Source organism: Wansuia hejianensis (assembly GCF_014337215.1).
Classification (GTDB): domain Bacteria; phylum Bacillota; class Clostridia; order Lachnospirales; family Lachnospiraceae; genus Scatomonas; species Scatomonas hejianensis.
The window spans coordinates 1,478,079-1,491,956 of record NZ_CP060635.1 but is presented as its reverse complement, the minus strand read 5'-3'; the positions used below and the strand labels follow the sequence as shown (position 1 = coordinate 1,491,956).

Genomic DNA, 13,878 nt, shown 5'->3' with positions numbered 1-13,878 from the left:
TGTAATTTTTTTAAGGAGGATAAAACTAAGATGGCAAGAAAGATGAAAACCATGGATGGTAATCATGCTGCGGCTCATGCGTCCTATGCGTTTACCGATGTGGCAGCGATTTACCCGATTACCCCATCCTCACCGATGGCAGAAGCCACAGATGAGTGGGCGACCCAGGGCAGAAAGAACATTTTCGGACAAGAAGTACAGATTACCGAAATGCAGTCTGAGGCAGGTGCGGCAGGTGCGGTTCACGGCTCTCTGTCAGCAGGCGCGCTGACCACCACCTATACGGCATCCCAGGGACTTCTGCTGATGATTCCAAACCTGTATAAGATTGCAGGCGAACAGCTGCCGGGAGTATTTAACGTATCCGCCCGTGCGCTGGCCAGCCATGCTCTGTCTATTTTCGGCGACCACTCCGACGTATATGCCTGCCGTCAGACCGGCGCGGCTATGCTGTGTGAATCTTCCGTACAGGAAGTTATGGATCTGACCCCGGTTGCGCATTGTGCGGCTTTGAAGGGAAAAGTTCCGTTTATCAACTTCTTTGACGGTTTCCGTACCTCCCACGAGATCCAGAAGATCGAGACCTGGGACACTGAGGACCTGAAGGATATGGCTCCGATGGATGCCATCGATGAGTTCAGGAAACATGCGCTGAATCCCAACCACCCCTGCCAGAGAGGTTCCGCTCAGAACCCGGATATCTTCTTCCAGGCAAGAGAGGCATGTAACCCCTATTATGAAGCTCTTCCGGCAATCGTACAGGAGTACATGGACAAAGTAAATGAGAAGATCGGAACAGACTACAAGCTGTTCAACTACTACGGAGCTGCTGATGCCGAGCACGTAATCATCGCTATGGGTTCCGTATGTGATACAATTGAAGAGACTATCGATTACATGATGGCTGCGGGTAAGAAAGTAGGCGTGGTAAAGGTTCGTCTGTACAGGCCGTTTGTTGCCCAGGCCCTGATCGATGCGATTCCGGATTCTGTGAAGCAGATTTCTGTCCTTGACAGAACCAAAGAGCCGGGTGCTATGGGTGAACCGCTGTATCTGGACGTTGTTGCGGCCCTCAGAGGCAGCAAATTCGATCAGACTCCGGTGTTCACAGGCCGTTACGGACTGGGTTCCAAGGATACCACCCCTGCACAGATCGTTGCCGTATATGAGAATACTGAGAAGAAGGTATTTACCATCGGCATCGTGGATGATGTGACCAACCTGTCTCTCGAAGAAGGGGCGCCTCTCGTTACGACTCCGGAAGGCACCATCAACTGCAAGTTCTGGGGACTGGGAGCAGACGGTACCGTAGGCGCTAACAAGAACTCCATCAAGATCATCGGCGATAACACGGATATGTATGCACAGGCATACTTTGATTATGATTCCAAGAAATCCGGCGGTGTGACCATGTCTCACCTGCGTTTCGGAAAGAAACCGATCAAATCCACATATCTGATCCATAAAGCTAATTTTGTAGCATGCCACAATCCTTCTTATGTGAATAAATATAACATGGTTCAGGAACTGGTAGACGGCGGTACTTTCCTGCTGAACTGCCCATGGGATATGGAAGGCCTTGAGAAGCATCTTCCGGGACAGGTAAAAGCATTTATCGCCAACCACGGCATCAAGCTCTACACCATTGACGGTGTGAAGATCGGTATTGAGACTGGCATGGGACCAACCCGTATTAATACGATCCTGCAGTCTGCATTCTTCAAGCTGGCCAACATCATTCCGGAGGAGAAAGCCATTGAGCTGATGAAGGCCGCTGCGAAGGCCACCTACGGCCGTAAAGGTGATGACGTTGTTCAGAAGAACTGGGCAGCCATCGACGAAGGAGCTAAGCAGGCCATCGAGATTAAGGTTCCGGAAAGCTGGAAAACTGCGGCTGACGAGGGACTTGTTATGACTCATGCTACCAGCGGCCGCAAGGACGTTGTAGATTTCGTTAATAATATCCAGAGCAAGGTGAGCGCACAGGAAGGCAACAATCTTCCGGTATCCGCCTTCAAGGATTATGTGGACGGCTCCACTCCGTCCGGGTCCGCGGCTTACGAGAAACGTGGCATCGCAGTTAATGTTCCGGTATGGAATCCGGATAACTGTATCCAGTGTAACAGATGTTCCTACGTATGCCCGCATGCAGTAGTCCGTCCGATCGCACTGACAGATGAAGAGGCATCTAAGGCTCCGGAAGGAATGAAGACCCTGAAGATGACGGGCATGGAGGGCTATCAGTTCTCAATCGCCATCTCTTCCCTCGACTGTACAGGCTGCGGTTCCTGCGCAAATGTATGTCCTGGCAAGAAGGGCGCCAAAGCTCTGGCCATGGAAGCAATGGAGAGCACTCTGGGACAGCAGAAGTATTTCGATTACGGAGTAGCGCTGCCGGAGAAGAAGGACGTTATTACCAAATTCAAAGAGACGACCGTAAAGGGAAGCCAGTTCAAACAGCCGCTGCTTGAGTTCTCAGGCGCATGTGCAGGCTGTGGAGAGACTCCTTATGCGAAGCTGATCACCCAGCTGTTCGGTGACAGAATGTACATTGCCAATGCTACCGGATGTTCCTCTATCTGGGGCAACTCCTCACCGTCCACACCTTATACCGTGAACGCAGAGGGAAGAGGACCGGCATGGTCAAACTCTCTGTTTGAGGATAATGCAGAATTCGGATACGGCATGCTGCTGGCTCAGAGAGCCATGAGAAGCGGCCTGAAAGAGAAGGTTGAACAGGTATGCGCAAGCGACAAGGCTTCCGCAGAGGTAAAAGAAGCATGTCAGGCATGGCTGGATTCCTACGATAACGGCGCTGCTAACGGTACGGCTACCGACAAGCTGGTTTCTGTATTGGAAGGAATTGACTGCGAGACCTGCAAGGATATCGTTAAGAACAAGGACTTCCTGTCGAAGAAATCCCAGTGGGTATTCGGCGGTGACGGGTGGGCCTACGATATCGGATTCGGCGGCGTTGACCATGCGCTGGCAAGCGGCAGGGACATCAACATCATGGTATTTGACACAGAAGTTTACTCCAATACCGGCGGCCAGTCCTCCAAGGCTACACCGACGGGTGCAATCGCCCAGTTCGCTGCAGGCGGCAAGGAAGTGAAAAAGAAAGATCTTGCTTCCATTGCTATGAGCTATGGTTATGTATATGTTGCTCAGATCGCTATGGGTGCTGATTTCAACCAGACCGTAAAGGCTATCGCGGAAGCGGAGGCTTATCCGGGCCCGTCTCTGATCATCGCCTATGCTCCGTGTATCAACCACGGAATCAAGAAGGGCATGAGCAAAGCACAGACCGAAGAAGAGCTGGCAGTAAAATCCGGCTACTGGCATCTGTTCCGCTACAACCCGGCCCTGAAGGCAGAGGGCAAAGCAGCCTTCGCTCTGGATTCCAAGGCTCCGACCGAGTCCTATCAGGAATTCCTGGACGGCGAGGTACGTTACAACTCTCTGAAACGTGCGAATCCGGAAAAGGCGGCAAGACTGTTTGCCAAGTCTGAAGGTGAGGCTAAGGAAAGATTTGAATATCTGAACAAGCTGATCACACTGTACGGACAGGACTGATAGATAAAATTCAATAGCAATAAAACCAGGCGCCTGGCCATCGGTATCTTCCGATTGGCCGGGCGTTTTGACGATATCTTACAAGAAAAAAATCACGTTCCGCTGTATGCTGATTCTGCAGCGCCGGGGAATACGGAGAGCATATACTTCCTGGCAACTATAGAAAAGGGAGAACGAACATGGATACAGCGAAAGAAAAATGTGTAATTATAGTAGACGAGGACGCTCCGGCAGGGATTGCAGCCAATACCGCGGCGATACTCGGAATTACTCTGGGCGTCCGAATGCCGGATATTGTCGGAGAAGACAATGTGGATCAGGAGGGAAATACGCATCTGGGCATCACCCGCTTTCCCATTCCCGTCCTCAGAACAGATGCAGAAACACTGGCCAATATACGGGAAAAGCTATATCTGCCGGATTATACAGACCTGACAGTTGTAGACTTCTCAGAGCAGGCGCAGAAGTCCAGAGATTATGCAGATTATACGGAGCAACTATCCGCCAGTAATGGGAAGGACTTAAATTACCTGGGAGTGGCCGTCTGTGGGAACAAAAAGATAGTGAATAAACTGACGGGGAAACTGCCGTTACTGAGATAAATTTTGGTTTTGCTTCCAATTGGTCGGGAAAGGGAGGCGTTTTGGATATCCGGACGAAAGGCTGGGAGGAGGCGGGGCGGAACAGGGACGGCGCCATGGAAGGCTTCGGCCTGAAGTTCTGCTAAACGGCCATCAGCACCTACAGGGAGGTACCAGGGCAAGTCCGGTAGAAAGACTGATGTCTTTCTATCCTCCGTGCCCTTCAGGTATTGTGCGTGAGGCACAATACCTGCCCTCCCTTCCGGCGCTGCTGCCCGCTAAGCAGAACTAATCAGGCCTGCAGAAATCCATGGCGCCGTCCCTGTTCCGCCCCGCCTCCTCCCAGCCTTTCTGGTGATCTAAAACTCTTCACCCAAGTTCTCCGAAAGTGTCATCAGGATGGTTTCAGACAGTAATTGCTGGCTTATCGCGGCCGACTGGCGCCAGTATTTCTTTATTAAATATCGAAATCTACCGCCTGAGACTATCGGGGTTCCACTTTTGGCGAGAGCCATTGTACCGTCTGGAACAGCCAGAAAAGCCGCCGGAGATCCCCCGCTGCTTTTCGTCCGGGTATCCACCCCCACCTCGCCACAAAACCATAATTTTGTGGTGGGATTCTGGCTTGATTTTTAAGTGATTTTGTGTTAATGTTTTTCATAAGAAGATCTAAAGGCTGTCTGCCTTTATATTCTGTGCGGCAAATCGCTGCAGATTACCATTTTATATTTTAATGATGAATAACTGGATTGTGGAATATGTTCAGAAAAGTCTGTTTGCGGAGTCCTAGTACTGTTAAAATTTATTGTTATATGATATAATAGAAATGCAATAATGAAACTCTTTTCCGTATATATGACTGATTCAGGGGAAAGGAGTTTTTGTGGAGAAAGGGAAAGACAGTTTCATTATGCTGCCGGTTGTGGATTTCTGTTTTAAAGAGCTGCTTCAGAATAGCAAGGTGCGGCTGGGCTTAACTGCCGCTCTTTTAGGAAGGAGGACGGAGGAGATTCAGAATACCCTTTTGCTTCCGACGATTCTGCAGAAGGGGAGAAAAGAAGGGAAAGAAGGGATTTTAGATGTGCGTGTGGTTTTAAGAGAGGGCACGCAGATGGATATGGAGATGCAGATGGATTATTTTGAGTTCTGGGAAGAGAGAATACTGTTTTATCTCTGCAGGATGTTTGCAGAGCAGTTGGAGAGGGGAGATTCCTATGAGAAATTAAAGAAATGTGTTCATGTCAGTATTTTAGATTTCATCAATTTTCCGCAAGATCATGAGTGCTGCAGGAAAATATATTTTCGGGATGATAAGACGGGTCAAAGCTATAGCGATAAATTGGAAATACAGATTCTGGAATTGAGGAAATTGCCGTAGATGATTCCGGAAGGGGATGATGTCATGATGTGGATGAGGTTTTTCAGCGGCAGGCGAAGGGAGGATTTTGAGCGTATGGCAAAGATGAATGAATACCTGGACGAAGCATACGGGATGTTACTGGTTTTGAGCGCTGATGAGAAAAAGCGTCTGGAGTATGAGGCGCGGGAACGTGCATTGCGGGATTTTAATACTCAGATGTATAGTGCGGAAAAGAGAGGCGAAATGCGAGGTGAGCTTAAAAAAGCAGAGAGAGTGCTGAAAGAGCTTTTGGCACGGGGATTTTCTGTAGAAGAAGGAGCGGCTATAACTGAGATTGATATAGAGAAAGCGAAAGATATTTTTAAAGACTGGATGTGAGGAAAGAACTGTTGCAGCCGCTTCCGGCGGGGAGCTGGAACAGCTTGCGATGTTTCGGCGGGTATGTTATAATGAGCGGGATATGAAATGTGCGGAAGGCCGGAGGCGTTAGGAGGAAGGCTTTCTGCCAAGGATAAAACGAGAAGAGGTTTACGTTAAATGACAGTGGACAACAGTTTTTTGATAAAGAAATTTGAAAAATATGAATCCATCTATGTTCTGTTTTCTCAAATGACAAAACTGCCTTTTGTGGAATGTGATGAGGAGACCTATGATGATCAGGTTTATGTATTCACGGAGGAGGGCAGAACTCAGGAATTTGCCAAGAAGTATACGAATGAAAAGATTTTGCTGGCGGCGGCGAAGATTCCCAATGCACAGATCAAGGGCTTTCTTTCAAGTCTGTATGCAATCGGGGTGAATGCTCTGGTGGTGCAGGATGAAGGGGCGCCGGTGCGGGTGGAGTTGGAGCAGCTGATGCCCAGGCCGGATCTGGATGCGCTGATGAATGACAAGATACCGAGGGTGAATCCTCAGCTTCAGCTGACGGCACTCTATTTTCTCCAGGAGCTGCGCCGGCCCATTGAGAGGGATCTGGAGGCGAAGAAAAGGCTGCGCTCCCTGGAAGAGGAGATGGCGGCAAACCTCATGCGCTCCCGGTTTATCGTCACGATGGATCTCACAGAGAATGGCGGCGATTTGAAGCCAGGAGCCAAGAATCAAAAGGTGAAGATACCGTATGTGAAGAATAAAAACGGAGATATTTACCAGCCGTGTTACACCGATTTCGGTGAATTCCAGAAGTTTAACGCTAAGAATAAGGACGCAAAGATGCGGCTTTCAGCCGTCTCTTATGACGACCTGCCGAAATATCTGGTTGGACAGGCTAAGGGGTTTGTCTTTAATCCGGCAGGCTTCAATCTGATTCTGACGAAGGAGCAGATGGAGCTGATGAAGAAAAACTATTCATGACGAGAAGAACGGGCCGTTGTAACTGAGCAGCGGCCCGTCAGTTTACCTCGTGAAGCAGAAAAGTTAAGAAAGGGATGGGATTATGCTGGATGCATATGAATTAATCAAAGAAGAATATATAGACGATATTCAGGCCAGAGGTACGCTTCTCCGTCACAGGAAGACTGGAGCAAGGGTTGTCCTGCTGGCTAATGAGGATGAGAATAAAGTGTTCAATATAGCGTTCCGGACCCCGCCGGAGAATTCCACCGGCGTGGCTCATATCATCGAACACACGGTACTTTGCGGATCACGAAAGTTTCCGCTGAAAGATCCTTTTGTGGAACTGGCCAAGGGATCTCTGAATACCTTTCTGAATGCCATGACTTATCCGGATAAGACGATGTTTCCGGTGGCCAGCTGTAATGACACAGATTTCCAGAATCTGATGGACGTTTATCTGGATGCGGTATTCTATCCCAACATTTATACCAACGAGTTGATTTTCCGGCAGGAGGGCTGGCATTATCATCTGGAGGATGTAAATGATCCGATTACTTATAACGGCGTAGTTTATAATGAAATGAAGGGGGCTTTTTCATCGGCAGAGGAGGTTCTTGACCGGTCTGTTTTCAGCGCCCTGTTTCCGGATACCGCTTATGGGGTGGAATCGGGAGGCGATCCTGAATGCATTCCAGAACTCACTTATGGGGAATTCCTGGATTTTCACAGGAAGTATTATCATCCTTCCAACAGCTATATATACCTCTATGGCAATATGGATATGGAGGAAAAGCTGGCGTGGATGGACAGCGAATATCTGAGCAAATTTGAGGCTGCGGAGGTGGATTCTGCAATTCAGTTCCAAAAACCTTTTAAGAATCAGAGGCACCTGTTTCTGGAATATCCAGTGCTGGACGATGAGCCTGTGGAGGAGAATGCCTATCTGGCCAGCAGCATGGTAGTGGGGAGCAGCCTGGATACGGTGCTGAATGTGGCATTTTCAGTTTTGGAGTATGTCCTTCTGGACGCGCCGGGGGCGCCTGTCAAACAGGCTCTGCTGGACGCCCACGTGGGGAAGGATATCTGCGGTTCTTATGAAGACGGCATCTGCCAGCCGTTTTTTACCATCATTGCTAAGAATGCCAGAGCCTGTGACAAGGAGCTGTTTTTGGAGATCATTCAGAGCACTCTGAGGGAAATTGTGGCAGAAGGGCTGGACCGGAAAGCGCTGGCTTCGGGGATCAATTATTTTGAATTCCGTTTCAGGGAAGCAGACTATGCCTCTTACCCCAAGGGACTGATCTACGGCCTGGAGCTGTTCGGAAGCTGGCTGTATGACGACGAGAGGCCTTTTGAGTATATAAAACAGCTGGCAATTTTTGATGAGCTGAAAAGCCGGATAGAGGAAGGGTATTTTGAAGAGCTGATTCAGAAATATCTTCTGTCTAATTCCCACGGTGCGGTGGTCGTACTGGAGCCCCGGAGAGGCCTGGCGGCGGAGCGGGAAGAGGCTGAGGCGGAGAAGCTGAAGAGATACAGGGACTCCCTGAGTGATTCAGAGCTGGAACAGCTGGTGGGGCAGACGAAAGCGCTGAAAGCATTCCAGGAGGCTGAGGATGGGGAAGAAGCTGTATGCAGCATTCCTCTTCTGAAGAGGACCGATATCAGCAGGGAAACGCCGGTGGTGCTGAATACGAAGGTCGGTGACAGCAAGGGAACAAAGATCCTGCACCACGATTATTTTACGAATGGTATCGCATATCTGACGCTTTTATTTGATACACGGGAAGTCCCCGATGAGCTGATTCCCTATATGGGGATATTGAAGTCCGTGTTGGGCTATGTCAGTACTGAGCATTTTACCTACAGCCAGTTGTTCCATGAAATTAACAGCTGTACGGGTGGGATCAGCTGTGGACTGCAAGTGTTTCCGGAGGAAAAAGGAGAGGACAGCTGTGTCCGGATGTTCGGCGTGCGGGCGAAATATCTGTATCCCCAGCAGTCCTTTGTGTTCGAGATGATTTCTGAGATCCTGCTGACTTCCCAGCTGGAGGATGAGAAGCGTCTGCATGAAATCCTGTCCAGCCAGAAGGCGCGGCTTCAGAGCTACCTGCCTGCGGCGGGCCATATGACGGCTGCACAGCGGGCACTGTCATATGTATCGGCGGTCAGCGGGTGGCAGGAGAGAATTTCAGGTATCAGCTATTACCGACTGATAGAAGAGCTGGAAAGCCATTTTGATGAGAAGAAGGCGGAACTGATTTCCAGGCTTCAGAGCCTGATGAAACTGATTTTCCGCCCGGAGAATCTGACCGTCAGCCTGACTGCAGGCGGACAGGGCTGTTCAGGCCTGACAGAGGAAGTGAGCAAGCTGAAACAGGTTCTTTATACAGAACCGGTGCAAAAGGGCAGCTTCCGGTGGGTGCCAGAGCGGAAGAATGAAGGCTTTAAGACTTCCGGGCAGGTTCAGTATGTAGCTGTGGCGGGAAATTTTAGAAAAGCTGGCTTTGCTTATACAGGGGCCCTGCGGATTCTGCGGACGGTTCTGAATTATGACTATCTGTGGATGAACCTGCGGGTAAAAGGAGGGGCTTATGGCTGTATGGGCGCCTTTAAGCGCATGGGTGAGAGCTATCTGGTTTCTTACCGGGACCCACATTTGAGGGATACTCTGGAGGTATATCGGGGATTGCCGGAATATCTGCGGAATTTCCAGGCCGATGAACGGGAAATGACAAAATATATCATAGGGACAGTCAGCGAGCTGGATGTGCCGCTGAATGCGTCAGCCAAAGGAGCGTTGGCTTTGACGGCCTATTTTGCAGGATTGACGGTGGAAGAATTCCAGAAGGAGAGGGAAGAAATTCTGGACGCGGATGCAGCTTCCATCCGTGGACTGGCGGAGCTTGCGGAGGCTGTGCTGGCAGAGAACAATCTCTGCGTGGTTGGGAGCGAGGCTGCCATTGAAAAAGACAGAGACGTATTCCGCACGGCGGAAGCATTGATCCGGGCCTGAGAGGAGTCTCTATGGAGGAGAATATGACGAAAGAAAATAATAAATCCGGGTTTGTTGCGCTGGTCGGGCGTCCGAATGTGGGGAAATCCACGCTGATGAACCATCTGATCGGCCAGAAGATAGCCATCACATCGAGAAAGCCCCAGACCACCCGGAACAGGATACAGACAGTCTATACCTGTGAACGGGGGCAGATTATCTTTCTGGACACGCCGGGGATTCATAAAGCGAAAAACAAGCTGGGAGAGTATATGGTCTATGCCGCCGAGAGTACGCTGAAGGATGTGGACGCGGTTTTATGGCTGGTGGAGCCGGGCACCTATATAGGTGCGGGAGAGCAGCATATCGCGGCAATGCTGGAGCGGACAAAGCTTCCCGTCCTGCTGGTGATCAATAAGGTGGACAGGATCAAAAAGGCAGATCTGCCGGCCTGTATGGAGATGTACCGCAAGCTGGGACATTTTGATGAGATCATTCCGGTATCGGCGAAACTGGGGCTGAACCTGGACAGCATCATCGACAGTCTGTTCAGATATCTGCCGTATGGACCCAGATTCTACGACGAAGATACGGTGACAGATCAGCCCATGAGGCAGATCGTGGCGGAGATGATCCGGGAAAAGGCTCTGAGATCCCTGGGAGAGGAAATCCCTCACGGAATTGCGGTTATGATTGAGAAGATGAGGGAACGGCCGGATGGAAAGCTCACAGATATAGAGGCCACGATCGTCTGTGAGAGGGATTCCCACAAAGGAATCATCATAGGCAGACAGGGAGCCATGTTGAAGAAGATTGGCAGTGAAGCCCGGGAAGAGATTGAGAAATTGCTGGAGAGTAAGGTGAACCTGAAGCTGTGGGTGAAGGTTCGCAAAGATTGGAGAGACAGCGACCTGCTGGTAAAGAATTACGGCTATGATAAGAAAGAGCTGTCCTGAAGAGGTGTCTCATGAGTGAAGCGATAAACGCGTCAGGAATTGTCCTGTCTGCCATGCCAATTGGGGAAAATGATAAGCGGGTGGTGATCCTGACACGGGAATTCGGAAAAATTACAGCATTTGCCAGGGGGGCCAGGCGTCAGGGGAGCGCTCTGCTGGCGGCGGCCAACCCCTTTGTCTTTGGTACGTTTTCCCTGATACAGGGGCGGACTTCTTATAATCTGACCCAGGCATCCGTTAAAAACTATTTTATGGAGCTTACCAGGGAACAGCCGGGGATCTATTATGGCTTTTATTTTCTGGAATTCGCGGATTATTACGGGAGAGAGGGAATTGAAGGGACAGAAATGCTGAATCTTTTGTACCTGTCCTTAAAAGCTCTTCTGAATCCCAGCCTGGAGGACCGCCTGGTCAGACGGATTTATGAACTGCGCATGATGACAGTTAATGGAGAATATGCGCCCGATGCCGGAGCCATGAGTCCGTCGGCGCTCTATACCTGCCAGTATATCATGGGAGCGCCCATGGAGAAGCTGTATACCTTTACGGTAAAACCTGAAGTCCTGGAAGAGCTTGAGAAGCTGATGAACCGTCATATGAAAAAGGTCCTGGACCGAAAAATCAGGAGCCTGGAAATATTGGAAAGTTTTTTGTGATCTGACGTACGGCAGGAAGATCGGAGGGATTCTGCATTGCCTGAAAACCGTTGAAAACGGGCCGGAGAATGTTCTGACAGAGCATTCTCCGGCTCATTTTTTATTTCTGGGCGCTCATTTACGCTGTAAATGTTTCTCCAGACAAATGGATATTTGGAGTATTGCTTTGTAAATGGGATGTACAATTTATTTGTATTTTATATATAAACATTTTGATTTTACATTCACTTTCCATGGCAATTTATCTAAAATGAGGACAGAAAAAGGATCAGGAGGGGGATTACCCATGATTAAGACCTTTAAGATGAAAGTGAAAGAAGGCCAGGAAGAGGAATATGAGCGTCGTCATAACCTGCTGTGGCCAGAGATGGCTGATATGATCCATGAATATGGAGGCAGGAATTACACCATATCACTTGACACGGAGACCCGGACATTGTACGGGTACATAGAGGTGGAAGATGAAGCCCGGTGGGCTGAAAGCTCTGATACGCCGGTCAACCGGAAATGGTGGGATTTCATGGCTGACGTCATGGAAACGAACCCGGATAACAGTCCGGTGAGCAATGATCTCAAGGTTGTCTTTCATTTAGATTAGAACTCAGAGAATCAGGGCTGAGAGAAGACAGAAGCTTTTGGCGAAATCTGGCTAATGAGCTGTCAAAATGTAAAAGGATGGGAGTTTTACCAGCAAAAAGTATATATTTTGTATAAATTGTTTTGGATTTTATATTTACAGAAATCAGAAAAATAAGGTAAACTACCGAATGGATGCGCGGGGCAATCCATAAAAAAGCCCAGCGGATGGAAGGACAAATGTCAGGAAAGACATACCCTACGGGTGGGCAGACAGTTGTCCGGTAATGTATGAAAATTTTAGAAGGAGGAACCATCGTGGGTGACGTAGTATTGGAATTAAAAGGCATTGTTAAGTCATTTCCTGGCGTGCTGGCTCTTGATGGCATTGATTTCGAACTGAAAAGCGGCGAAGTCCATGCGATCTGCGGCGAGAACGGTGCCGGAAAATCTACGCTGATGAAAGTAGTCTGCGGCGTGCACAAACCAGACAAAGGCATCATGAAGGTGAATGGAAAAGAGGAGCACTTCAGCAATCCGCTGGAGGCTTATGGCAAAGGAGTCGCCATCATTTTTCAGGAAACCAGTCTGTTTGAGGAAATGTCGGTGCTTGACAACCTGTTTCTGGGGCATGAGATGACCAAGAACGTGGGTCCTGTCAAAATTATTGACTATGCCGCTATGACAAAACGCGCAAACGAAATTTTTGAGAGACTGAATGTGAGCATGAACCTCTCTGCGCCGATTAAGAAGCTGGGCATGGCTCAGAAGCAGATGGTAGAGATTGCAAAGGCGCTGACCTTTGATGCGAATATCATTATTTTTGATGAGCCGACCGCTTCTCTGACAGAGCGAGAGGTAAAGGCACTGTTTAAGATTATTAATGGACTGAAAGAGGATGGCTTTGGTATTGTGTATATTAGCCATCGTATGGAAGAGATTTTTGAGATCTGTGACCGTGTGACAGTCGTGAGGGATGGGAAATATATATCTACCAACCAGGTGTCGGAGATTGACAAGGATTCACTGGTGGCCGACATGGTTGGGCGCAAGATGGGAAGTTACTATCCGAAAGCTGATACGAAAATCGGCGATGTATTTTTTGAGGCGAAAGGGATCTACGATGAGGGATTTCTGGATGATATCAGCTTCCAGCTCCGCAAGGGAGAGATCCTCGGTTTTGCGGGTCTGGCAGGCGCAGGTCGGACTGAGTTGATGGAATGCATCTGTGGCTTTTCGAAAAAAGCTGCCGGAAAGGTATACATGGATGGCAAGGAGCTGCACATCCGGAATTATCAGGATGCCATGAAAGAAGGCATCGTATATGTTTCGGAGGACCGTGGGAAATACGGGCTGATCGTGGATATGAGTATTGAGCAGAATATCACTCTTCCCCAGCTTCAGAACTTTACGAAATCTCTGAGCCTGATAGATAAGAAAAAAGAAGATGAAATTGGTGAGAAATATATTAATGACATCGAAATTAAAGCTCCGGGACCGGATTTCCTGGTGGCAAACCTTTCCGGCGGCAACCAGCAGAAGGTATCCGTGTCGAAGGCGCTGGCTCTGAATCCGAAGATTCTGATTCTGGATGAGCCTACCAGGGGCGTTGATGTCAACGCGAAAGCAGAGATACATAAAATCATCAGTGATCTGACCCAGCAGGGCTTGACCATTATTATGATTTCTTCCGAACTTCCTGAGCTGATCGGAATGTGCGACAGAATTTACGTCATGAAAGACGGATATATCGGCGGCTGCTTTGACAGAGGCGATGTAACCCAGGAGAAGATCCTGACTGTAGCGCTGGAATCCAAAAAGCAAATGAAAGTATCCTAGGAGGTGG

At 49.1% G+C, this 13,878-nt stretch carries 10 protein-coding genes; all 10 read left to right on the top strand.

Features of this window, described 5'->3' with window-relative positions; all coding sequences use genetic code 11:
• Window positions 1-30: 30 nt before the first annotated feature.
• The 10 genes from nifJ to H9Q79_RS06815 all read left to right on the top strand — a co-directional run bounded on the left by nifJ (window position 31) and on the right by H9Q79_RS06815 (window position 13,871).
• Window positions 31-3,576 carry a pyruvate:ferredoxin (flavodoxin) oxidoreductase gene (nifJ, locus tag H9Q79_RS06860; RefSeq protein ID WP_249329506.1) on the top strand — a complete coding sequence of 1,182 codons (3,546 nt, stop codon included), beginning with the start codon at window positions 31-33 and terminating at the stop codon, window positions 3,574-3,576.
• 179 nt (window positions 3,577-3,755) lie between these two features.
• Window positions 3,756-4,178 carry a DUF2000 domain-containing protein gene (locus H9Q79_RS06855; RefSeq protein WP_249329505.1) on the top strand — a complete coding sequence of 141 codons (423 nt, stop codon included), beginning with the start codon at window positions 3,756-3,758 and terminating at the stop codon, window positions 4,176-4,178.
• Between the two features lie 862 nt (window positions 4,179-5,040).
• Window positions 5,041-5,535 (top strand): Rpn family recombination-promoting nuclease/putative transposase, encoded by a 495-nt coding sequence (locus H9Q79_RS06850; protein WP_249329504.1) that lies wholly within the window; start codon window positions 5,041-5,043, stop codon window positions 5,533-5,535.
• A gap of 75 nt (window positions 5,536-5,610) precedes the next feature.
• Window positions 5,611-5,895, top strand: coding sequence for a hypothetical protein (locus tag H9Q79_RS06845; protein WP_249329503.1), 285 nt, complete (start codon window positions 5,611-5,613; stop codon window positions 5,893-5,895).
• Window positions 5,896-6,054: 159 nt separating this feature from the next.
• Window positions 6,055-6,867, top strand: a complete 813-nt coding sequence (locus H9Q79_RS06840; RefSeq protein WP_118646521.1) for an SseB family protein — start codon at window positions 6,055-6,057, stop codon at window positions 6,865-6,867.
• Between the two features lie 82 nt (window positions 6,868-6,949).
• Window positions 6,950-9,865, top strand: coding sequence for an insulinase family protein (locus H9Q79_RS06835; RefSeq protein ID WP_249329502.1), 2,916 nt, complete (start codon window positions 6,950-6,952; stop codon window positions 9,863-9,865).
• Window positions 9,866-9,888: 23 nt separating this feature from the next.
• A complete protein-coding gene (era, locus tag H9Q79_RS06830; protein WP_249329501.1) occupies window positions 9,889-10,800 on the top strand; it encodes a GTPase Era in 912 nt (303 codons plus the stop codon).
• An 11-nt stretch (window positions 10,801-10,811) separates the two neighbouring features.
• Window positions 10,812-11,456: a DNA repair protein RecO gene (gene recO / locus H9Q79_RS06825; protein WP_118646523.1), complete on the top strand. Its 645-nt coding sequence runs from the start codon at window positions 10,812-10,814 to the stop codon at window positions 11,454-11,456.
• 286 nt (window positions 11,457-11,742) lie between these two features.
• On the top strand, window positions 11,743-12,054 hold the full coding sequence (rhaM, locus tag H9Q79_RS06820; RefSeq protein ID WP_249329500.1) for an L-rhamnose mutarotase: 312 nt from the start codon (window positions 11,743-11,745) through the stop codon (window positions 12,052-12,054).
• A 296-nt stretch (window positions 12,055-12,350) separates the two neighbouring features.
• Window positions 12,351-13,871: a sugar ABC transporter ATP-binding protein gene (locus H9Q79_RS06815; RefSeq protein ID WP_249329499.1), complete on the top strand. Its 1,521-nt coding sequence runs from the start codon at window positions 12,351-12,353 to the stop codon at window positions 13,869-13,871.
• Window positions 13,872-13,878: the final 7 nt, after the last annotated feature.

Excerpts from the sequence above, each read along its gene's own strand:
- H9Q79_RS06835 (WP_249329502.1), top strand. The coding sequence starts at position 6,950 with ATGCTGGATGCATATGAATTAATCAAAGAAGAATATATAGACGATATT.
- rhaM (WP_249329500.1), top strand. The coding sequence starts at position 11,743 with ATGATTAAGACCTTTAAGATGAAAGTGAAAGAAGGCCAGGAAGAGGAA.
- H9Q79_RS06840 (WP_118646521.1), top strand. The coding sequence starts at position 6,055 with ATGACAGTGGACAACAGTTTTTTGATAAAGAAATTTGAAAAATATGAA.
- H9Q79_RS06855 (WP_249329505.1), top strand. The coding sequence starts at position 3,756 with ATGGATACAGCGAAAGAAAAATGTGTAATTATAGTAGACGAGGACGCT.
- recO (WP_118646523.1), top strand. The coding sequence starts at position 10,812 with ATGAGTGAAGCGATAAACGCGTCAGGAATTGTCCTGTCTGCCATGCCA.
- H9Q79_RS06845 (WP_249329503.1), top strand. The coding sequence starts at position 5,611 with ATGGCAAAGATGAATGAATACCTGGACGAAGCATACGGGATGTTACTG.
- nifJ (WP_249329506.1), top strand. The coding sequence starts at position 31 with ATGGCAAGAAAGATGAAAACCATGGATGGTAATCATGCTGCGGCTCAT.
- era (WP_249329501.1), top strand. The coding sequence starts at position 9,889 with ATGACGAAAGAAAATAATAAATCCGGGTTTGTTGCGCTGGTCGGGCGT.